The 20,827-nt window shown below is 70.4% G+C and carries 19 protein-coding genes and 1 tRNA gene; 14 read left to right on the top strand and 6 right to left on the bottom strand.

Annotation, left to right across the window (positions count from 1 at the left end):
• Positions 1–16 precede the first annotated feature (16 nt).
• The 8 genes from LY05_RS06335 to LY05_RS06300 are packed head-to-tail and all read left to right on the top strand — an operon-like array spanning position 17 to position 9,216.
• A complete protein-coding gene (locus LY05_RS06335; protein WP_072745926.1) occupies positions 17–631 on the top strand; it encodes an NADH-quinone oxidoreductase subunit J in 615 nt (204 codons plus the stop codon).
• Between the two features lie 14 nt (positions 632–645).
• Entirely contained in the window at positions 646–966 is a 321-nt protein-coding gene (gene nuoK / locus LY05_RS06330) for an NADH-quinone oxidoreductase subunit NuoK (RefSeq protein ID WP_072745925.1), read from the top strand.
• Positions 967–970: 4 nt separating this feature from the next.
• Positions 971–2,938, top strand: a complete 1,968-nt coding sequence (nuoL, locus tag LY05_RS06325; protein ID WP_072745924.1) for an NADH-quinone oxidoreductase subunit L — start codon at positions 971–973, stop codon at positions 2,936–2,938.
• Positions 2,938–4,494 (top strand): NADH-quinone oxidoreductase subunit M, encoded by a 1,557-nt coding sequence (locus tag LY05_RS06320; protein ID WP_072745923.1) that lies wholly within the window; start codon positions 2,938–2,940, stop codon positions 4,492–4,494. Before nuoL ends, LY05_RS06320 begins: the two co-directional genes overlap by 1 nt.
• A gap of 15 nt (positions 4,495–4,509) precedes the next feature.
• Positions 4,510–5,955 (top strand): NADH-quinone oxidoreductase subunit NuoN, encoded by a 1,446-nt coding sequence (gene nuoN / locus LY05_RS06315; RefSeq protein WP_148922535.1) that lies wholly within the window; start codon positions 4,510–4,512, stop codon positions 5,953–5,955.
• 3 nt (positions 5,956–5,958) lie between these two features.
• Positions 5,959–6,726 (top strand): biotin--[acetyl-CoA-carboxylase] ligase, encoded by a 768-nt coding sequence (locus LY05_RS06310; RefSeq protein WP_148922534.1) that lies wholly within the window; start codon positions 5,959–5,961, stop codon positions 6,724–6,726.
• A 21-nt stretch (positions 6,727–6,747) separates the two neighbouring features.
• Complete coding sequence (locus tag LY05_RS06305; RefSeq protein ID WP_072745920.1) at positions 6,748–7,524, top strand: type III pantothenate kinase; 777 nt, start codon at positions 6,748–6,750, stop codon at positions 7,522–7,524.
• The gene (locus LY05_RS06300) at positions 7,525–9,216 is read left to right on the top strand and encodes a ribonuclease J (RefSeq protein WP_148922533.1); all 1,692 of its coding nucleotides are present in this window, start codon (positions 7,525–7,527) and stop codon (positions 9,214–9,216) included.
• A gap of 318 nt (positions 9,217–9,534) precedes the next feature.
• Here the strand turns inward: LY05_RS06300 and LY05_RS06295 are convergent, their stop codons facing one another.
• Positions 9,535–10,218, bottom strand: a complete 684-nt coding sequence (locus tag LY05_RS06295) for a GntR family transcriptional regulator (protein ID WP_072745918.1) — start codon at positions 10,216–10,218, stop codon at positions 9,535–9,537.
• Between the two features lie 238 nt (positions 10,219–10,456).
• Here LY05_RS06295 and LY05_RS06290 point away from each other — a divergent pair, with 238 nt between their 5' ends.
• The 6 genes from LY05_RS06290 to LY05_RS06265 all read left to right on the top strand — a co-directional run bounded on the left by LY05_RS06290 (position 10,457) and on the right by LY05_RS06265 (position 16,506).
• On the top strand, positions 10,457–11,209 hold the full coding sequence (locus LY05_RS06290; RefSeq protein ID WP_148922532.1) for an SDR family NAD(P)-dependent oxidoreductase: 753 nt from the start codon (positions 10,457–10,459) through the stop codon (positions 11,207–11,209).
• Positions 11,210–11,277: 68 nt separating this feature from the next.
• Positions 11,278–12,276 (top strand): sugar kinase, encoded by a 999-nt coding sequence (locus tag LY05_RS06285; RefSeq protein WP_148922531.1) that lies wholly within the window; start codon positions 11,278–11,280, stop codon positions 12,274–12,276.
• Positions 12,273–13,439 carry a mannonate dehydratase gene (uxuA, locus tag LY05_RS06280; RefSeq protein ID WP_148922530.1) on the top strand — a complete coding sequence of 389 codons (1,167 nt, stop codon included), beginning with the start codon at positions 12,273–12,275 and terminating at the stop codon, positions 13,437–13,439. Before LY05_RS06285 ends, uxuA begins: the two co-directional genes overlap by 4 nt.
• Before the next feature lie 172 nt (positions 13,440–13,611).
• Positions 13,612–14,604, top strand: coding sequence for a TRAP transporter substrate-binding protein (locus tag LY05_RS06275; RefSeq protein WP_148922529.1), 993 nt, complete (start codon positions 13,612–13,614; stop codon positions 14,602–14,604).
• Between the two features lie 94 nt (positions 14,605–14,698).
• Positions 14,699–15,199 (top strand): TRAP transporter small permease, encoded by a 501-nt coding sequence (locus LY05_RS06270; protein ID WP_072745913.1) that lies wholly within the window; start codon positions 14,699–14,701, stop codon positions 15,197–15,199.
• Positions 15,196–16,506, top strand: a complete 1,311-nt coding sequence (locus LY05_RS06265; protein WP_148922528.1) for a TRAP transporter large permease — start codon at positions 15,196–15,198, stop codon at positions 16,504–16,506. The genes LY05_RS06270 and LY05_RS06265 overlap by 4 nt, the downstream gene beginning before the upstream one ends.
• A 101-nt stretch (positions 16,507–16,607) precedes the next feature.
• Here LY05_RS06265 and LY05_RS06260 read toward each other — a convergent pair.
• The 5 genes from LY05_RS06260 to LY05_RS06240 all read right to left on the bottom strand — a co-directional run bounded on the left by LY05_RS06260 (position 16,608) and on the right by LY05_RS06240 (position 20,790).
• Positions 16,608–16,683 (bottom strand) — tRNA-Ile (locus tag LY05_RS06260).
• A gap of 35 nt (positions 16,684–16,718) precedes the next feature.
• On the bottom strand, positions 16,719–17,738 hold the full coding sequence (hslO, locus tag LY05_RS06255; RefSeq protein ID WP_148922527.1) for an Hsp33 family molecular chaperone HslO: 1,020 nt from the start codon (positions 17,736–17,738) through the stop codon (positions 16,719–16,721).
• A 235-nt stretch (positions 17,739–17,973) separates the two neighbouring features.
• Positions 17,974–18,903 (bottom strand): ornithine carbamoyltransferase, encoded by a 930-nt coding sequence (argF, locus tag LY05_RS06250; RefSeq protein ID WP_148922623.1) that lies wholly within the window; start codon positions 18,901–18,903, stop codon positions 17,974–17,976.
• A gap of 41 nt (positions 18,904–18,944) precedes the next feature.
• Positions 18,945–20,147: an aspartate aminotransferase family protein gene (locus LY05_RS06245; RefSeq protein WP_148922526.1), complete on the bottom strand. Its 1,203-nt coding sequence runs from the start codon at positions 20,145–20,147 to the stop codon at positions 18,945–18,947.
• 379 nt (positions 20,148–20,526) lie between these two features.
• The gene (locus tag LY05_RS06240) at positions 20,527–20,790 is read right to left on the bottom strand and encodes a hypothetical protein (protein WP_148922525.1); all 264 of its coding nucleotides are present in this window, start codon (positions 20,788–20,790) and stop codon (positions 20,527–20,529) included.
• Between the last annotated feature and the right edge of the window lie 37 nt (positions 20,791–20,827).

The following is a 20,827-nucleotide window of genomic DNA, read 5'->3' as shown; positions in this document are numbered from 1 at the left end:
ATGAAAGGAAGGGGACATGGCGGTAGCGACCCTTGCGTTCTACCTCTTCGCCTGCACGGCGGTCGCGGCCGGGGCGCTTGTCGTCCTGTCGCGCAACCCGGTGCATTCCGTGCTCTGGCTGATCCTGGCCTTCTTCTCGTCGGCCGGGCTGTTCGTGCTGATGGGCGCCGAGTTCGTGGCGATGCTGCTGGTCATCGTCTATGTCGGCGCGGTGGCCGTGCTGTTCCTGTTCGTGGTCATGATGCTGGACGTGGACTTCGCCGAGCTGAAGGCGGGCATGGCCGAGCATCTGCCCGTGGGGCTTCTGATCGGCGTCGTGCTGCTGACGCAGCTGGCGCTGGCGCTGGGCGGCTGGGCGTTTTCCGACGCTGCGCCCGCGCTGCGCGAGGCCCCGGCCGAGGCGGTCGGGCAGGTGCACAACGCGCGCGCGCTGGGGCGTCTGATCTATGACGACTACGTGTTCCTGTTCCAGGCGGCCGGCCTGATCCTGCTGGTGGCCATGGTCGGGGCGATCGTGCTGACGCTGCGTCACCGCGAGGGGATCAAGCGGCAGGACGTGCTCAAGCAGATCCACCGCGAGCGCCACGAGGCGGTCGAGCTTCTGGACGTCAAGCCCGGCCAGGGCATCTGAGGGGAGAACCGATCATGGAATCCGCTGCGGGCGTGGGCCTGGAACATTACCTGACCGTCGCCGCGATCCTGTTCGTGACCGGGATCTTCGGCATCTTCCTCAACCGCAAGAACGTGATCGTCATCCTGATGTCGATCGAGCTGATGCTGCTGGCGGTCAACATCAACTTCGTCGCCTTCTCGACCCATCTGCAGGATCTGGCGGGGCAGGTCTTCACCCTGTTCGTCCTGACGGTGGCGGCCGCCGAGGCGGCGATCGGGCTGGCCATTCTGGTCTGCTTCTTCCGCAACCGCGGCACCATCGCGGTGGAAGACGTCAACGTGATGAAGGGCTGAGCGCATGACCACGTTCATTCTTCTCGCGCCGCTGGCCGGCGCGCTGATCGCCGGCTTCGGCCATCGCCTGATCGGCGAGCGCATGGCGATGATCGCGCCGACGGCCATCGTGTTCGTCTGCGCCGCGCTCAGCTGGATCACCTTCTTCACCTACGACGCCCATCACGGCGCCGAGACGACGACGCTGTTCCGCTTCCTCGACTCGGGCACGCTGGGGGCCGACTGGTCGGTGCGCCTCGACACGCTGACCAAGATCATGCTGGTGGTGGTCACCTCGGTGTCGTCGCTGGTGCACCTCTACTCGATCGGCTACATGGAGGAGGATCCCTCCAAGCCGCGCTTCTTCGCCTATCTGTCCTTCTTCACCTTCGCCATGCTGGCGCTGGTGACCTCGGACAACCTGGTGCAGATGTTCTTCGGCTGGGAGGGCGTGGGCGTCGCCTCGTATCTGCTGATCGGCTTCTGGTTCAAGAAGCCCTCGGCCAACGCCGCGGCGATGAAGGCCTTCATCGTCAACCGCGTGGGCGATTTCGGCTTCGCGCTGGGCATCTTCGGCATCTACTACATGGTCGACAGCATCGCCTTCGACGACGTGTTCGCCGCCGCCCCGACCCTGGCCGAAAGCTCGATCGCCTTCCTGTGGCGCGAGTGGAACGCGGCCGAGCTTCTGGCCTTCCTGCTCTTCATCGGCGCCATGGGCAAGTCGGCGCAGCTGTTCCTGCACACCTGGCTTCCCGACGCCATGGAGGGTCCGACCCCGGTCTCGGCGCTGATCCACGCGGCGACGATGGTCACGGCGGGCGTGTTCCTGGTGTGCCGCATGTCGCCGCTCTACGAGCATGCGCCCGGCGCGCTGACCTTCGTGGCGGTGATCGGCGCCTCGACGGCGTTCTTCGCCGCGACGGTCGGGCTGGTGCAGAACGACATCAAGCGCGTGATCGCCTATTCGACCTGCTCGCAGCTGGGCTACATGTTCGCGGCCGCGGGGGTGGGCTTCTACCAGGCGGCGATGTTCCACCTGTTCACCCACGCCTTCTTCAAGGCGCTGCTGTTCCTTGGCGCGGGCTCGGTCATCCATGCGATGCATCACGAGCAGGACATGCGCCGCTATGGCGGCCTGCGCGCCAAGATCCCGGTCACCTTCTGGATGATGATGCTGGGCACGCTGGCCATCACCGGCGTCGGCATTCCCTTCTCCTACGACCTTGTCGGGCTGCCGATCGGCTTCGCGGGCTTCGTGTCGAAGGACGCCATCATCGAGGGCGCCTATGCGGGCCATTCGGGCTACGCCTTCTGGCTGCTGGTGATCGCGGCGGCGATGACCTCGTTCTACTCGTGGCGGCTGATGTTCATGACCTTCTACGGCAAGCCGCGCGACAAGAAGCGCTTCGAGCACGCGCATGAAAGCCCGCGCGTCATGCTGATCCCGCTCTACGTCCTGGGCGCGGGCGCGGTGCTGGCGGGCATGGTCTGGTATGGCGACTTCATCGGCCATCATGCCGAAGAGTTCTTCGGCGCCGCCATCGGCATGGCCGAGCACAACCACATCCTGCACGACGTGCACGAGGTTCCGGCCTGGGTGAAGCTCGCGCCCTTCGTGGCGATGCTGCTGGGGCTGGGCGTGGCGATCTGGTTCTACATCCTGAACCCGTCGCTGCCCGGGCGCCTGGCCGAAAGCCAGCGCGGGCTGTATCTGTTCCTGCTCAACAAGTGGTATTTCGACGAGATCTACGACTTCCTCTTCGTCCGCCCGGCGATGCGGCTTGGCCGCTTCCTGTGGAAGAAGGGCGACGGGGCGGCGATCGACGGCGTCGTGAACGGGGTCGCGCTGGGGATCGTGCCGGCGCTGGCGCGGCTCGCGGGGCGGCTGCAGTCGGGCTACGTCTACCACTACGCCTTCGCGATGCTGATCGGCGTGTCCCTGCTGATCACCTGGATCTCGGTCACCGGCGTTGCCGGAGGAGCGCACTGATGCCCAACATTCTTTCGCTGGTCACCTTCCTGCCGCTGTTCGGCGCGCTGGTGCTGATGCTGGCGCTGCGCGGCGACGACGAGGCCGCGCGCGGCAACGCCCGCATCGTCGCGCTCCTGACCACCACGGCCACCTTCCTGCTGAGCCTGGTGATCCTGACCAATTTCGACCCGTCCGATCCGGGCTTCCAGTTCGTCGAGGAAGGCGAGTGGATGTTCGGCCTGACCTACAAGATGGGCGTGGACGGCCTGTCGGCGCCCTTCGTGATGCTGACCACCTTCCTGATGCCGCTGGTGATCCTGGCCAGCTGGAAGGTCGAAGAGCGGGTCAAGGAATACATGGCCGCGTTCCTGGCGCTCGAGACGCTGATGATCGGCGTCTTCTGCGCGCTGGATCTGGTGCTGTTCTACCTGTTCTTCGAGGCGGGCCTGATCCCGATGTTCCTGATCATCGGCATCTGGGGCGGCAAGGACCGCATCTACGCGGCGTTCAAGTTCTTCCTCTACACCTTCCTCGGCTCGGTGCTGATGCTGGTGGCCATGGTCGCGATGTATCGCGACGCGGGCACGACCGACATCGCGCGGCTGCTGTCGCACGAGTTCTCGGCCGGTCCGATCGAGATCATGGGCTGGCAGATCATGGGCGGCATGCAGACGCTGCTGTGGCTGGCCTTCTTCGCCTCCTTCGCGGTGAAGATGCCCATGTGGCCGGTGCACACCTGGCTGCCCGACGCGCATGTGCAGGCGCCCACGGCCGGTTCGGTGGTGCTGGCGGCGATCCTGCTCAAGATGGGCGGCTACGGCTTCCTGCGCTTCAGCCTGCCCATGTTCCCCGTCGCGTCCGAGCTGATGCGCGACTTCGTGTTCTTCCTGTCGGTGGCGGCCATCGTCTACACCTCGCTGGTGGCGCTGATGCAGGAGGACATCAAGAAGCTGATCGCCTATTCCTCGGTCGCGCACATGGGCTTCGTGACCATGGGCATCTTCGCGGCCAACCGCCAGGGGCTGGACGGCGCGATGTTCCAGATGATCAGCCACGGCTTCATCTCGGGCGCGCTGTTCCTTTGCGTCGGCGTGATCTACGACCGCATGCACACGCGCGAGATCGCCGCCTATGGCGGGCTGGCGGTGCGCATGCCGGTCTATGCGACGGTCTTCATGCTGTTCACCATGGGCAATGTGGGCCTGCCGGGCACGTCCGGCTTCGTCGGCGAGTTCCTGACCATGGCCGGGGCGTTCCAGGTCTCGACCTGGACGGCGTTCGGCGCGGCGACGGGCGTGATCCTGTCGGCGGCCTATGCGCTGTGGCTCTATCGGCGGGTGGTGTTCGGCGACCTGATCAAGCAGAGCCTGGCGGGCATCGCCGACATGGACCGGCGCGAGAAGTTCATCTTCGCGCCGCTGGTGGCCTGCACGCTCTTGTTCGGCGTCTATCCGAGCCTGGCGACCGACTGGTTCGGCGCCTCGACCGAGGCGCTTGCGCGCCAGGTCGAAGAGGCGCGGACCGCCTATCACGAGGCCGCGCCGAAATCGGCGCTCGCCGCTCTCCAGCATTGATGGGACGAGACGAACATGCTGAGCGCTGATCTTTACGTCGTTCTTCCCGAGGCCCTGCTGGCGCTGTTCGCCATGGCGGCGCTGATGGCCTGCGCCTTCGGCGGCCAGGACCGCTGGGCGTCGGGGCTGACCTGGCTGACGGCCGCCTTCTTCGCGCTGCTGGGGCTGATCGTGAGCTTCCGCGACGGCGGGCAGGAGGCTTTCGGCGGAGCCTTCGTCTCGGACGGCTTCGCGCGCTTCGCCAAGGCGCTGATCCTGTTCTCGGCCGCGGCCGTGCTGGCGCTGTCGGAAAACTACCTGCGCCGGCGCCGGATCCTGAAGTTCGAGTATCCCGTGCTCATCGCCATGGCCACGCTGGGCATGATGGTGATGGTCTCGGCCGGCGATCTGATGAGCCTCTACATGGGGCTCGAGCTGCAGTCGCTGTCGCTTTACGTCGTCGCCGCCTTTCGCCGCGACAGCGTGAAGTCCACCGAGGCGGGGCTGAAATACTTCGTGCTGGGCGCGCTCGGCTCGGGGCTGCTGCTTTACGGCGCGTCGCTGATCTACGGCTATGCGGGCGCGACGCGCTTTGCGGGCATCGCCGAGGCGGTGCATGAGGGCGGCCTGTCGCTGGGCCTGCTGTTCGGCGTCGCCTTCCTGTGCGCGGGGCTGGCCTTCAAGATCTCGGCCGTGCCCTTCCACATGTGGACGCCGGACGTCTACGAGGGCTCGCCCACCGCGGTGACGGCCTTCTTCGCCACCGCGCCCAAGGTCGCGGCCGGCGCGCTGTTCGCGCGGGTTCTGTTCGACGCCTTCGGCGAGGTCTCGGCCGAGTGGCGGCAGATCCTGGCCTTCCTTGCGGTCGCGTCGATGTTCCTGGGGTCGATCGCGGCGATCGTGCAGACCAACATCAAGCGCCTGATGGCCTATTCGTCGATCGCCCATATGGGCTTCGCGCTGATGGGCCTCGCGGCGGGCACCCAGCAGGGGGTCGAGGCGCTGCTGGTCTATCTGAGCATCTATGTCGCCATGAACGTCGGCGCCTTCGCCTTCATCATGTGCATGGAGCGCGACGGCGCCCCGGTGACCGGCATCGGCGATCTGGCCGGGCTGGCGCGCACGCGGCCCGGGCAGGCGCTGGCGGTGTCGGCGCTGATGTTCAGCCTGGCGGGCGTGCCGCCGCTCCTGGGCTTTTTCGGCAAGTGGATGGTGTTCGTCGCCGCGGTCGATGCGGGGCTGGCGCCGCTGGCGGTGGCGGGCGCCGTGGCCTCGGTGATCGGCGCCTTCTACTACCTGCGCATCGTCAAGATCATGTATTTCGACGAGCCGGGCCTGTCGCTGACCGGGTCGATGCCCTTCGCGCACGGGCTGGCGCTGACGGCGGCGGCGCTGGTGATGTCGCTGGGCTGGGCGCCGGGGCTGAGCGGCTTCGGGGTGCCCGAGCTGGCGGCCACGGCCGCGGCGGCGCTGTTCAACTGACGCATGAACTGGCCCGAGGGCGTCGGACGCCTGATCCTGGACGAGATCGACAGCACCAACGAAGAGGCTCGCCGCCGCGCCCGTTCCCGCGCGGCGGCGGGCGGCTGGGACGGCCGTCCGCTCTGGATCATGGCGCGCCGCCAGCTGGCCGGGCGCGGGCGGCGCGGCGCGCCGTGGACGGCGCCCGAGGGCAACCTCAACGCCACGCTGCTGATGCGGCCCGAGGCGCCGGCGGCGCAGGCGGCGCTGCTCAGCTTCGCGGCCTGCCTTGCGGTGGCCGAGCTGCTCGACGCCCATGCGCCGGGCGGGCGCGTGGCGCTCAAATGGCCCAACGACGCGCTGCTCGACGGCGGCAAGGTGGCGGGCGTTCTGCTTGAAAGCGAGGGCGCGGGGCCGCGGCTGGACTGGCTGGCGATCGGGGTGGGGGTCAACCTGGCCGCGCATCCCCAGCTGCCGCCCGAGGCGCGCGGCGCCTTCCCTCCGACCAGCCTGCGCGCGGCGGGCGCGATTGCGCCGCGGCCCGAAGAGGCGCTCGAGATCCTGGCCGCCGCCTTCGCCCGGCGCGCCGCGCGCATGGCGCGCGAGGGTTTCGCGCCGATCCGCGAGGAATGGCTTGCGCGCGCCGCGCGGCTGGGCCAGACCATCGAGGCGCGCCTGCCCGGGCGCGTCCTGCGCGGCGTGTTCGAGGATGTGGACGGCGAGGGCGCGCTGGTGCTGCGCACCGGCGACGGGCCCGTGCGCATCGCCGCCGCCGAGGTGCATTTTCCATGACCCGGGCCTGAGGGGCGAGCCATGCTCTTGACCATCGACGTCGGAAACACCAACTGCGTGTTCGCGGTGCATGACGGCGAACGCTTCGTGGCCGACTGGCGCTGCGGCACCGATGTGCGGCGCACGGGCGACGAATACTTCGTCTGGCTTGACCAGCTCATGCGCCATGCGGGGCTGACGCCCGAGGACGTGACCGATGTGGCGCTGTCCTCGACCGCGCCCAGGGCCATCTTCAACCTGCGCGTCCTGTGCGAGAAATATTTCGGCGCGACGCCGCTCATCGTCGGCCGCCCGGGCTGCGAGCTGGGCATCGAGGTGCGGGTCGATCCGCACACCCGCGTCGGCGCCGACCGCCTGGTGAACGCCGTGGCGGCGCATCGCAGCTATGAGGGCGAGCTGATCGTGGTCGATTTCGGCACCGCCACCACGCTTGACGTCGTCGCCGCCGACGGCGCCTATGAGGGCGGCGTGATCGCGCCCGGGGTGAACCTGTCGCTGCGCGCGCTGCACGAGGCCGCCGCCGCGCTGCCCGAGGTCGAGGTCGCGCGGCCCGAGCGCGTGGTGGGCACGAACACCGTCGCCTGCATGCAGTCGGGCATCTACTGGGGATATGTCTCGATGATCGAGGGGCTTTGCCGGCGCATCATGCAAGAGCGCGGCAAGCCGATGACCGTGATCGCCACCGGCGGTCTGTCGCCGCTTTTCGCGCGCGGCGCCGCGGCGATCGACCACGTCGATCGCGACCTGACGCTTCGCGGGCTGGTCGCGATCCATGAATTGAACAAGAAAGGCCGTTGAATGGCTGGAAAGAAAAAGACCGAAGCCACGAAGGACGACGATCTGGTTTTCGTCGCGCTCGGCGGCGCGGGCGAGATCGGCATGAACATGTATCTCTACGGCGCGGGCCGGGGCGCGAAGCGGCGCTGGATCATGGTCGATTGCGGCGTCAGCTTCGGCGACATGGAGACGAGCCCGGGCATCGAGATCATCATGCCCGACCCCGCCTTCATCGCCGAGCAGGCCGACAAGCTCGAGGGCATCTTCATCACCCACGCGCATGAAGATCACGTCGGCGCGCTGGGGCGGCTGTGGCCGCGGCTCAAGGCGCCGATCTACGCCCAGCCCTTCACCTCGGAGATCATCCGCCGCAAGTTCGAGGAGGTGAGCCTGTCGCAAAAGCCCATCAAGACCGTGACCGGCGGCACGGTGGCGGCGGGCCCGTTCCAGGTGCGCTTCCAGGCGGTGACGCACTCGATCCCCGAGGCCGCCTCGCTGATCATCGACACGCCCTCGGGGCGCGTCGTGCATACGGGCGACTTCAAGGTCGATCACACGCCGCAGATGGGCGAACCCTTCGACCTTGACGCCTTCCGGCGCCTTGGCGACGAGGGCGTGCACGCCATGGTCTGCGACAGCACCAACGTCTTCGCCCCCGGTCGCGGCGGCTCGGAGGCCGACGTGCTCGAGCCGATCGCCGAGATCCTGCGCGAGAACGAGGGCGCGGTGGCCGCGACCACCTTCGCCTCGAACGTCGAGCGCCTGCGCACCATCGCCGTTCTGGCGCGCGATGCGGGGCGCAAGACCGTTCTGGTCGGCCGCGCCATGAACCGCATGATCGAGACGGCGATCGAGACCGGCCTGCTGACCGATTTCCCGCACACGCTGACCGAGGACGAAGCCGCCGATCTGCCCCGGCGCGAGGTGCTCTACCTGGTCACCGGCAGCCAGGGCGAGGGGCGCGCCGCGCTGGCGCGCATCGCCTCGGGCACGCATCCGACGGTGTCGCTGCGCGCGGGCGACGCGGTGATCTTCTCGTCCAAGACCATCCCGGGCAACGAATCCTCGGTCTATCGCATCTACAACATGCTGGCCGAGCAGGGGGTGCGCATCTATGACGAGGAAAACGGCCGCGTCCATGTCTCGGGGCACGCCCGGCGCGAGGATCTGAAGGTGATGTATGACGCGCTGCGTCCGCGCATCTCGATCCCCATGCATGGCGAGCACCGCCACCTGGTCGAGCACGCCGCCTTCGCCGAGTCGCTTCAGGTCGCCTCGATCGCCGCGCCCAACGGCACGATGGTGGCGCTGGCGGGCGACCGGCCGCGCATCGTCGATCAGGTTCCCACGGGCAAGCTCTATCTGGACGGCTCGGTCATCATCGGCGCCACCGACGGCGTGGTGCGCGAGCGGCTGAAGATGGCCCGCCAGGGGCATGTCGCCGTCAGCCTTGTGCTGGACGAGAAGGGGCAGCTGCTGGCCGATCCCGAGATCGCCGTCAGCGGCGCGCCCGAAACGGCCGAGGGCTGGCCCGCCCCGCTCGAGGATCTGATCTACGAGGCGGTGGACAAGGCGGTGGACTCGGCGCCCGCCAACCGCCGCTCGGACGAGCAGATCGAAGAGCTGGCCACGCGCGCCGCGCGCCGCGCCTGCATGCGCTGGTGGGGCAAGAAGCCGGTCGTGTCGGTGATGATCTCGCGCCTCGAGGACTGAGGCGCCGCCCTTGCCGCGCGCCGGGCGGGCGCATCGCCGGCGCCCGGCCCGCGCGCGGGCAGGCGAGGGCCGTCCTTCGCCGGCGCGGCGGCGGTCGCCGGCGCCCGGCCCCCGCGCGCGGGTCAGGACGATGATCTGTTGCCGCGGCGTTTTCCGCTCAGGCCCCGCGCGCGCGGGCCGGGGGCGGGCGAGCATCGCCGCTGCGCCCGGCGGCGGATCGACCCGCTCGCCGCGCGGGCGCGGGGCGGAGCTGCGACGACGACATGCGGGCGCTGCGCCGGTCCGGTCCCCGCGCGCGGGCCAAGGGCGCGCGGCCGCTCAGTCCTCGAAATAGGCCGGGTGCTGCTTCTCGATCGCGTTGATGGTGTCGTCAAGGCGCGTCAGGTGCAGCTTGCCCGCCGCCACCGCGCCCTCGGCGTCGCCCGCGATGACGCGCGCGGCGATCTCCTCGTGATCGCCCAGCAGCATGGGCATGCGGTCCTCGCGCGACAGTCCCAGCACGCACAGCCGGTCCACCTTGGCCTTTTCGGCGGCGATGGCGTCATAGGCGAAGGGCACGCCCGCCACGCCGCACAGAGCCTGGTGGAAGGTGTAGTCGAGCTGCGCGAAGCGCCGGTAATCGCCCGCGCGCAGCGCCGCGCGCTGCTCGTCCAGGCTTCGCTCCAGGGCGCGCCTGCCCTGCGCGTCGCAGCGCGCGGCGGCAAGGCGCAGCACCTCGGCCTCGATCGCGGCCCGGATGAAGCGCGACTTGCGGATGCCCAGCCGGGAAAAGCGCTTGATCTCGGTGGCCCTCTGCGGGCGAATGACCACGAGGTCCAGGTTCTCGAGCCGGCTGAACGCATCGCGCACCGGCTGGCGCGAGACGCCGAGCCGCGCGGCGATCTCGGCTTCCGAAATCCGGTCGCCGGGTCGGAGCTTGAGCGAGAGGATCTCGTCGTGAAGCGTGTCGAACACGTAGTCGACGTTGGTCCTGCGCTCGGGCAGTCTCGAAGCCGTCACCATTCCGCTGGTCGCCTTTTCTCCGGTTCTTCCAGGCTCCGCCGCGTCCTGCGCCGCGGAGCGATCGCGGATGCGGGGAGTATCCCTTGAAACGTCCGCCCGCGCAAGCCGAGCGCCGGCCCCGCAATAACCGACTAGCATACTAGCGGCACCTGCGCTAGCGTGCCGCCGACCCGCAAGCCGCGCGATTCACATCCCGCGGCGCAGGGAGGGGTTCTGCGAGCGAAGGAAGGACGGCAGGATGAGAAAGCTTGAGGACAAGGTCGCCATCGTCACCGGGGCCGGGCGCGACATCGGGCGCGCCTGCGCGCTGAAGCTGGCCGAGGAGGGGGCCTGCGTCGCGCTCAACTATCACAGCCCCGCCAGCGGCGAAGGCGCGCAGGCCGCGGTCGAGCGGATCCGCGCCGCGGGCGGGCGGGCCTTTGCGCTGCAGGGCGACCTTTGCCTTGAAGAGGGCGCAGCCGCCCTTGTCGCGCGCACGGTCGAGGAGTTCGGCCGCGTCGACATCCTGGTCAACAACGCCGGCGGCCTGATCGCGCGCAAGAAGATCCCCGACATGCCGCTCGAGCACTGGAACGCCGTGATGACGCTGAACGTCACCTCGGCCTTCCTGATGGTCCGCGCCTGCCTGCCGCACATGAAGACGGGCGCGATCGTCAACATCGCCAGCCAGGCCGGCCGCGACGGCGGCGGCCCCGGCGCGGTCGCCTATGCGACGGCCAAGGGCGCGGTGATGACCATGACCCGCGGCATGGCCAAGGAGTTCGGCCCCCATATCCGCGTCAACGGCATCTGCCCCGGCATGATCGACACGGACTTCCACAACATCCACACCGCCCCCGAGGTGCGCCGCTTCGTCGAGAACGCCGCCCCGCTCAAGCGCCAGGGGCGGCCCGAGGACGTGGCCAACATGGTCGCCTTCCTGGCCGGGCCCGACAGCGATTACGTCACCGGGGCCAATGTCGACATCAACGGCGGCATGCTGATGAGCTGATCCGCGGCCGGCCGCCTTCGCGCGGCCGGCGGCGTCGCCACTCCATGCGGCAAATCCGGGCCCGGCCGATGATCTTCTTCGACGCACCATCCGCGAACGCTCCCGCACGGCGCCTCGTCTCGGTCGGCGAGTGCATGCTCGAGCTTGCGCCCGACGCGCGGCCCGGGCTCTTGCGCAAGGGCTTCGCGGGCGACGCCTTCAACACCGCCTGGTATGCGCGGCGGCTGCGGCCCGACTGGGCGGTGCGCTTCGCCTCGCGCGTCGGGCAGGATCGGCCCTCGGACGAGATGCTGGCCTTCATGCGCGCCGCCGGCATCGAGACCGGGCATGTGCTGCGCTGCGCCGCGCGTTCGATCGGGGTCTACATGATCTGGCTCGAGGCGGGCGAGCGCAGCTTCTCGTATTGGCGCGAGCGCTCGGCCGCGCGGCTGCTGGCGCAGGAGCCCGACGCGCTCGACCGCGCCTTCGCGGATGCGGACCTTGTGTATCTGTCGGGCATCACGCTGGCCATTCTCGAGGGGCCGGGGCGCGAGAACCTGTTCGCCGCGCTCGAGCGCGCGCGCGCGCGCGGCGCGGCGGTTGCGTTCGATCCCAACATCCGCCCGCGCCTGTGGCCCGACGCCGCGCTCATGCGCCAGAGCGTGATGCGCGCCGCGGGGCTGGCCGACATCGTGCTGCCCTCGTTCGACGACGAGGCCGCCGCCTTCGGCGACCCGGACCCGCAGGCCTCGGCCGCCCGCTACGCCGACGCGGGGGCGCGGATCGTCGTCGTCAAGAACGGGGGCGGTCCGGTGGCCCATCTGTGCGAGGGGCGCGCGGGGCGCACGGCGCCGCCGCCGGCCGGGCGCATCGTCGACACCACTTCGGCCGGCGACAGCTTCAACGCCGCGTTCCTGGCCGGGCTCGATCACGCGGCCGACATCGAGACACGCATCCTCGCCGCGACGCGGGTCGCCAATCAGGTCATCGCGCGCAAGGGCGCGCTGGCGCCGGTGGATGCGGGGCGCTGGCGGCGCGATCTGGGCATGCCCGAGGGCGCGCCCGCCATCGACGGAGGGGAGCAATGAAGGAGACATGGCGCTGGTTCGGGGATTTCGACCCCATCACGCTGGATGAGATCGCGCAGACCGGCGCGCAGGGCATCGTCACCGCCCTGCACGAGATTCCCTATGGCGAGGTCTGGCCGCGCGAGCGCATCGCCGCCTGCCGCGACCGCCTGGCGCGGGCGGGGTTCACGTGGGACGTGGTCGAGAGCCTGCCCGTGCATGACGCGCTCAAGGTCGGCGAGGGCGCGCATGACGCGCGTTACGCCAACTACCGGCAGTCCCTGGCCAATCTGGCCGCCGAGGGCGTGCGCACGGTGTGCTACAACTTCATGCCGCTGCTGGACTGGACGCGCACCGATCTGCGCGCGCCCGTCGCGCGCGGGGGCAGCTGCCTGCGCTTCAGCGCGCCGCGCATGGCCGCCTTCGAGATCCACATGCTGGGCATGGAAGAGGCGCGCGCGCGCTACGCCCCCGAGGCCGTGGCGGCGGCCGACGCCTGGATCGCCGCCGCCGGCCAGGCCGAACGCGACGCGCTGCTCGAGGCGATCATGGCCGGGCTGCCCGGCGCCTTTCCGCGCTACGACATCGCCGGGCTCAAGGCGGTTCTGGCCGATCGGGCGGGTCTGACGTGCGACGACCTGCGCGCCAACTTCAAGCGCTTCATCCGCGAGGTCGCGCCCGCCGCGGCCGAGCTTGGCGTGCGTCTGGCGATCCATCCGGACGACCCGCCGCGCGACATTCTGGGCCTGCCGCGCATCGTCTCGAGCGCCGAGGACATCGCCTGGATTCTTGGCGCCGAGGACTCGCCCTCCAACGGGCTGACGCTGTGCTCGGGCTCGCTGGGCGCCTCGGCGCGGAACGACGTGCCCGCGATCGCCCGCGCCTTCTCCGAGCGCATCCATTTCGCGCATCTGCGCAACGTGCGCCGCTTCGCCGACGGCTCGTTCGAAGAGGCCGCGCATCTTGAAGGCGACGTCGATCTGCCGGCGACGGCGGCGGCGCTGCTCGAGGCCGAGCGCGCGCGCGGCGAAGAGATCCCCTTCCGCCCCGATCACGGGCACGAGCTGCTGGACGACGCTTCGCGCGGCGCGCAGCCGGGCTATTCGCTGATCGGGCGCATGCGCGGGCTGGCCGAGCTGCGCGGCCTTCTCGCGGGGCTGGAATGGGCGCGCGGGGCGGCGTGAGGCGCTTCCAATTGGGATACTAGTATGTTAAAAAACTGACGCAATGCAGGGCCGACCAGGTCGGCGCAGCGCGCGACTCGACGCAGGGTGGGCGCCGCGCCGCCGGACCCCGCCCGCCGAAGACCATGCCGCCGGGGGTTCCGGCGCAACCATGCGAAGGGAGGAGACACGCATGACCATCTTCAAGAAGGCGACCCGCCTTGTTCAGGGCGCCATGCTCGCCGCGGCGGTCGCCGCGCCGGCGGCCGCGGCCGACATGACGCTGCGCGGCGCCAGCATGTTTGACGAAGAGCATGCCTTCACCAAGACGCTGCGCGAGTTCGAGCGCCTGGCCACGGAATACACCGGCGGCGCGCTGGACTTCGACCTGCGCCTGAACGGCGAGCTCGGGGTCGAGAAGGACTACGTCACCTATCTCAACCAGGGCGTGGCGGTGGATTACGCCATCATGGCGCCGTCCAACATGGCCACCTTCGCGCCCTCGGCGCCGCTGATGGACATGCCCTTCCTGTTCCGCGATCCCGAGCACTGGAACAAGGTCCTGTCCAGCGACGTGCTCGCCCCGCTCGAGCGGCAGCTGGCCGAGAAGGCCGACATCATCGTGCTGGGCTATGCCGGCGGCGGCGTGCGCAACCTGGTTTCGCGCAAGCCGATCCGCAATCTCGAGGACCTCAAGGGTCACCGCATGCGGGTGATGGGCGCGCCCATCCAGGCGCGCATCTTCAAGGCCCTTGGCGCCGCGCCCGCCGCCATCGCCTACAACGAGGTCTACAACGCCATCCAGACCGGCGTCATCGACGGCTTCGAGAACGAGGCGGCCAGCATCCAGAACCTGCGCTTCTACGAGGTCGCGCCCTACGTCACGCTGACCAGGCACACGATCACCGTGCGTCCCCTGGTCATGAGCGGAACCGCCTGGCGCAAGCTGACCCCCGAGCAGCAGGAGGCCGTCAAGCGGGCCGGCCGCGAGGCGGGCGCCTTCGGCCGCGAGCTGGAATCGCGCGAGGACGGGATCAAGCTCAAGCAGATGGCCGATGCCGGCCAGATCGAGATTCTCGAATTCGAGAACCGCGACAAGCTGCTCGACATGGTCAAGCCCGTCCAGGACGCCTATGCGCAGGAGCTGGGCGCGTCGGATCTGCTGGCGGCGATCCGGGGCATGTGACCTGCGGGCGATGACGGCGCCCCGCCCGCGCGGCGGGGCGTCGTCGCATGTCGCAAGGCGGCGGCGCGCATGGCGCGGCGTTGGGGAGGAAAACATGCTTGGTGTTGCGCTTGAGCGGTTCTGCGCCGCGCTGCGGGGGCTTCTGGCCGTCCTCGTCGGCGCGCTGGCGGCGCCGGTGGCGATGCAGGTCATCGCCCGATACACGGGGTTGATCCCGAACTATCTGTGGACCGAGGAGCTGGCCACGTTCCTGTTCATCTGGGTCGTGATGATCGGCTCGATGGTGGCGGTCTGGGACGGCACGCATTTCGACGTGCGCGTTCTGCCCGACGCGCGCGGGCCGCTGGCCTCGCTGCTGCAGGACGGCTTCGTGCTGGTCTGCGTGTTGGCCTTCGGGCTGATGGTGGCCTGGTACGGCGTGGACTACGCGCGCTTCGGCGCCAATCAGCGCTCGATGATGATGGGCGCGAACAAGATCTTCACCCATGTCTCGGTCCCGATCGCGGGCGCCGTCTGGGCGATCTTCGCCGCCTGGCGGCTGAAGGAGCGCATCGACGCCTGGCGCCGGTCCCAGCCGCGGAGCGCCGTGCGATGATCCTGTCCACAGTCACGGCCAGCGCGATCCTGTTCGGCGCCTTCGCCTTCCTCATCCTGATGCGCGTGCCGGTCGCCTTCGCGCTGGGCCTTGCGACGGTTCCGGTGGTGCTGCTCGACATCCGCCTGACGCCGTTCATCGTGCTGGACCGGATGTTCCAGTCCTACAACTCGTTCATTCTTCTGGCGGTGCCGTTCTTTCTTCTGGCGGCGAACCTGATGAACTCGGGCAAGGTCACCGACCGGCTGATCGATCTGGCGCGGGCGATGACCGGCTGGATGCCGGGGGGGCTCGGCCATGTGAACGTGGCGGTCTCGATGCTGTTCGCGGGCATTTCGGGCTCGTCCACCGCGGATGCGGCGGGCTGCGGCAAGATCCTGATCCCGGCCATGGTCAAGGAGGGCTACGACCGCCGCTTCTCGGTCGCGATCACCGCGTGCTCGTCGGTGATGGGCGTGATCATCCCGCCCAGCATCCTGATGGTGGTCTGGGGCGGCGTGATGCAGATCTCGGTCGGCGCGCTGTTCCTGGGCGGCGCCACGCCCGGCATCCTGATCGGGCTGGCGCTCATGGCGACGGTCTACGGCTACGCCAAGGTGCGCGGCTATCCGACCGCGGGGCGGCCGACGCTGGCCGAGTTCCGGCGCGCGCTGCGCGGCGCGATCCTGGCGCTGATGACGCCGCTTCTGGTGATCGGCGGCATCGTCGGCGGCGTGGTCACGCCGACCGAAAGCGCGATCATCGCGGCGGGCTATGCGCTGTTCCTGGGCATGTTCGTCTACCGCACCGTCGGCCTGCGCGACCTTGGCGCGGTGCTCTACGACACGGGCCGCTTCGCCTCGATCTCGCTTTTCGCCATCGGCACGGCCTCGGCCTTCGGGTGGATGCTGGCCTTCTTCAACGTGCCGCGGCTGCTGGTTTCGACGGTGACGGCGATGGAGCTGAGCGCCTTCGGCGTGGCGCTGATGATCGCCGGGCTGTTCCTGCTGTTCGGCCTGTTCATCGACGCGATCCCGGCGATCATCATTCTCGGCACGGTGCTGATGCCCGTCGCGCAGTCGGTGGGAATCGACCCCATCGTCTTCGCGATCATCGGCATCATCTCGCTGGCGTTCGGGCTGGTGACGCCGCCATACGGTCTGTGCCTGCTGATCTCGGCGGCGATCGGGGGGGTGAACGTGGTCTCGGTGCTGCGCGACGTGGCGATCATCCTGCTGCCGATGCTGCTCATCCTGCTGCTGGTGATCGTGTTTCCGCAGCTGGCGCTGTGGCTGCCGCAGCTGCTGATGCCCGACGCCTTCCAGTAAGGCGCGCCGAGATCCGGGCGCGGCGCGGCCCTGCGGGGCCGCGCCGTCGCGCATGCGCCGGCGCGCATGGCCGGGGCATCTGGGGGGATCTTGGGGGGATCTGGTAGGCCCGGAGGGATTCGAACCCCCAACCAAACCGTTATGAGCGGTCTGCTCTGACCGTTGAGCTACGGGCCCGGCGCGCGATGCTTAGCGCCCGCCGGGCGGGGCGGTCAATGGCCGCCTGAGCGCGCGCCCAGCTCTTCGGGGGCGAATTCGTAATGCGCGCCGCAGAACTGGCAGTCGGCCGTGACCTTGCCCTCGGGCGTGGTCATGGCGGCGATCTCGTCGGGCGAGCAGCCGGCAAGGGCCTCGACCACCCTCTCGCCTGAGCACGAGCAGCCGAAGCGCACCGGCTGGACCGGGTAGACGCGCGGGGTCTCTTCGTGGAACAGGCGCCAGAGCAGGGCCTCGGGGGTGACGTGAGGGCCGATCAGCTCGTGCGCGTCCACGGTGTCGAGCAGCAGATTGACGCGGTTCCAGTCCTCGCCGCGGCCGGCCATGTCGGCGACGCCCTGCGCGGTCATCAGCCCGTCCGCATCGGCCTCGGGGCGCGCTGCGCCGGCGCCGCCCTCGGCGGGCAGCTGCTGCAGCATCACCCCGCCCGCGCGCCATGCGGGCTGCCCGCCGGGCGCCGATGCCAGCGCCGAGACGATCTCAAACCGGGTCGGGATCTGCTCGGACTGGGCGAAGTAGGATTGCGCGCTGGCCGCCAGCGAGCCGCCGGCCAGGGGCGTGATGCCCTGATAGGGGGTCGTGCCGGGGCCCTGGTCGATGAGGATCGCGAACACCCCTTCGCCCAGCTGCGCAAAGCCCGGGGCCGAGGGATCGACAGCCTCGGGGTCGAAGCTGGCCCAGGCGCGCATGCGCGCCGGCGCGCCCTCGGTCTCGGGGGCGTAATAGTCGGTGGCGATCAGGCGGATGGGGCCGCTGCCGCGGATCTGAAGGCTCAGCTTCCAGCGCAGCTTGATGGTCTGGCCGATCAGGGCGGTGAGCATCGCCGCCTCGGCCGTCAGGGCGCCGACGGCGGGCGGGTAGTCGTGCTGGGCCAGCATCCGCGCCAGCGACTCGTCCAGCCGCGCGACGCGGCCGCGGATGTCGCTGCGGTCGAGCTGAAAGGGCAGCACGGTGTCGTCGCCGGCGCCGAGGGGGCGGGCGACGGCCGCGCCCGCGTTGTCGTCATGTGTGCTCATGGGCTGCGCCTCCGGCGCGCTTGCAGGCCCGGCGCGGGCGCCGGGAAAGGAAAGGGACGGGGCCGCGTCGCCGCGCGCCGCCGCTCGGCTCTTGAGATAGTGCGTCGGACGGGCCGGCGCAAATCGCCCGCTTCGGCGCGCCGAGGCGCCGCTCGCAACGGGCGGGCGGGGCGAGGCGGCGGCGCGCCATGCCCCCCTGGCGCGCGGAGATGGGCGCGCGGCGCCCGCCCGGGGCTCAGAGCGCGCCGAGGCACCAGCGCATCACGGCCTTCTGGGCGTGCAGACGGTTCTCGGCCTCGTCGAAGATGACCGAGCGCGGGCCATACATGACCTCTTCGCTGGCTTCCTCGCCCGGATGGGCGGGCAGGCAGTGCAGGAAGATCGCATGCGGCGCCGCCAGCTCGACCAGCGCCGCGTTGACCTGGAAGGGGCGCAGCATGGCGTGCCGCTTCTCGCGCGAGCGGTCGGTGTCGCCCATGCTGATCCAGGTGTCGGTGGCGACGACGTCCACGCCCGAGACGGCCTCGCGCGGATCGCGGGTGACGTGCACGTCGGCGCCGCGCTCGGCCGCCCAGGCCAGCACGTCGCGCGGGGGCGAAAGCGGCTCGGGGCAGGCGATGCGCAGCGCGAAGCCGAACTGCGCCGCCGCCTCGATGAACGAGGCGCACATGTTGTTGCCGTCGCCCACCCAGGCGACGGTGCGTCCCTTGATCGGGCCCAGCTGCTCTTCGATCGTCATGACGTCGGCCATCAGCTGGCACGGATGCGAGGCGTCGGTCAGCCCGTTGATGACGGGAATCGCGGCGTGGCGCGCCAGCTCAAGCAGCTTTTCGTGCGGGCCGGTGCGGATCATCACGATGTCGAGAAAGCGGCTGAGCACGCGCGCGGTGTCGGCGATCGACTCGCCGCGGCCCAGCTGCATCTCGGCCGAGGACAGCATGAGGCCTTGCCCGCCCAGCTGGCGGATGCCGACGTCGAAGCTGACGCGCGTGCGCGTCGAGGGCTTCTCGAAGATCATGCCCAGGATGCGCCCGGCCAGCGGCGCGCCCTGGTCCGTCGCGCCGCGCGGCAGCCCGGCGCGGGCGGCCTTGGCGGCGTGGGCGGCGTCGATCATGGCGCGCAGATCCTCGGGCGCGACCGCGTGCAGGTCCAGGAAATGCCGCATCCCGGCGGGCAGGGCGGCGTCGAGGGGAGCGAAACGGGACGTCATGCGCGCGCCTCCTGATCCGTTGCTTCGGCGGCCTCGAGCGCGGCGGCCGCGGCGTCGAGCCGCGCAAGGCCCTCGTCGATCTCTTCGTCGGCGATGATGAGCGGCGGCAGCACCCGCGCCACGTCCTGCGCGGCCGGCGCCACCAGCACGCCCGCGTCGTATCCCGCCGCGACCAGGCGCCCGACCGGCACGCGGCATTCGAGCCCCAGCATCAGCCCCATGCCGCGCACGCCGCCCAGAACGGCCGGATGGCGCGCGGCCAGCGCCTCGAGCCCGGCGCGCAGGCGCCGGCCGGCCTCGGCGACGCGGTCGAGGAAGCCTTCGGCCAGCACCTCGTCCATCACCGCGCAGCCCACGGCGCAGGCCAGCGGGTTGCCGCCATAGGTGCTGCCATGGCTGCCGGCGGTCATTGCGGCGGCGGCCTCTTCCGTGGCCAGCAGCGCCCCCAGCGGGAAGCCGCCGCCGATGCCCTTGGCCACGGTCATGATGTCGGGGCGGATGCCGTAATGCTCGTGCGCGAACAGCTTGCCGGTGCGCCCGACGCCGGTCTGGATCTCGTCCAGGATCAGCAGCGCGCCGCTCTCGTCGGCCAGCGCGCGCAGCCCTTGCAGGAACGCGGGATCGGCGACGCGCACGCCGCCCTCGCCCTGAATCGGCTCGACCAGGATCGCGGCGGTCTGCGGCCCGACCAGGGCGCGCGCGGCCTCGAGATCGTTCCAGGGCGCGTGGTCGAAGCCGGGCATGAGCGGGCCGAAGCCCTCGACCATCTTGGGCGCGCCCGAGGCGGCGATGGCGCCGGTGCTGCGGCCGTGGAAGCAGCCCTCGAAGGTCAGGATGCGCGTGCGCTCGCGCTCGCCGGCGGCGTGGGCGCGGCGGCGGGCCATCTTGATCGCCAGCTCGATCGTTTCGGTTCCCGAATTGGCGAAGAAGACGGTGTCCGCGAAGGTCGCCTCGGTCAGCCGGCGGGCGAGCCGCTCCTGGTTCGGGATGCGGTAGAGGTTCGAGGTGTGCCACAGCCGTCGCGCCTGCGACTCGAGCGCGGCGACGAGGCGCGGATGCGCGTGCCCCAGCGCGTTGACCGCGATCCCGGCGCACAGGTCCAGGTGGCGGCGGCCGCTTTCGTCGATGAGCCATGGGCCGCTCCCCTCCACGAAGGACAGGGGCGCCCGCGCATAGGTCGGCAGGACGGGCGAGATCACCGTTCGGGCTCCTTGTCCGGCCTGCTCCGTCGCCCCGCCCGCGCGGCCGGAACGCAGGACGGAACGGGGTTTGTCACGCGCTTGCGCGCAAATGTCAAACCCCTTGGCGCGGGCGCCGATCAAGGTGCGGCGAAGGCGGGCGGCGGGGGCGCGGAGCGCGGCGCGGCGGCTTCTCAAGCCGGGGCCGCGGGCGGACCTGGCGGCGGCTCCGGCCCCTTCGACGGCGCAGGATCGTGCGATGCGCACGCTGCCGGGCACAGGCCAGTCGCCGGACTCATGACCGCCTCGCCGAAGGCCCCAACCTCCGCGCGATCCGCGCGAGGCCGGGCGCCGTCGCCCCCCGCGCCGCGGCGTGGGTCGGAACCCCGGCGCCGGGCCCCTAGCGCCGGGCGTCGGCCGAACCTTGCCAGCCGCCGCGCCATTGCGGATCGGCCGGCGCCTGCGGCGCGGCGCGCATCGCCGCCCTGCGGCCCGCGAAGGCCGCCAGCGCCGCGAAGAGCTGCCCCAGCGCCCACACCCCCCCGACGGCGCCCAGGAACTCGATTCGCCCGCTGAGCAGCCACAGCGCCGCGAAGAAGGCGGCGCAGGCGGCGCCCGTTCCCAGCGCCAGATTGCGAAAGAAGAGCGGCCAGTCTTTCATCATGCTTCCCCTCATCCGCGGCCGCCCCCGCGGCCGCTCA

It is taken from the genome of Oceanicella actignis (assembly GCF_008124525.1).
Taxonomy (GTDB): domain Bacteria; phylum Pseudomonadota; class Alphaproteobacteria; order Rhodobacterales; family Rhodobacteraceae; genus Oceanicella; species Oceanicella actignis.
The sequence above is the reverse complement of the archived record's forward strand: the minus strand, read 5'-3'. Positions and strand labels throughout refer to the sequence as shown.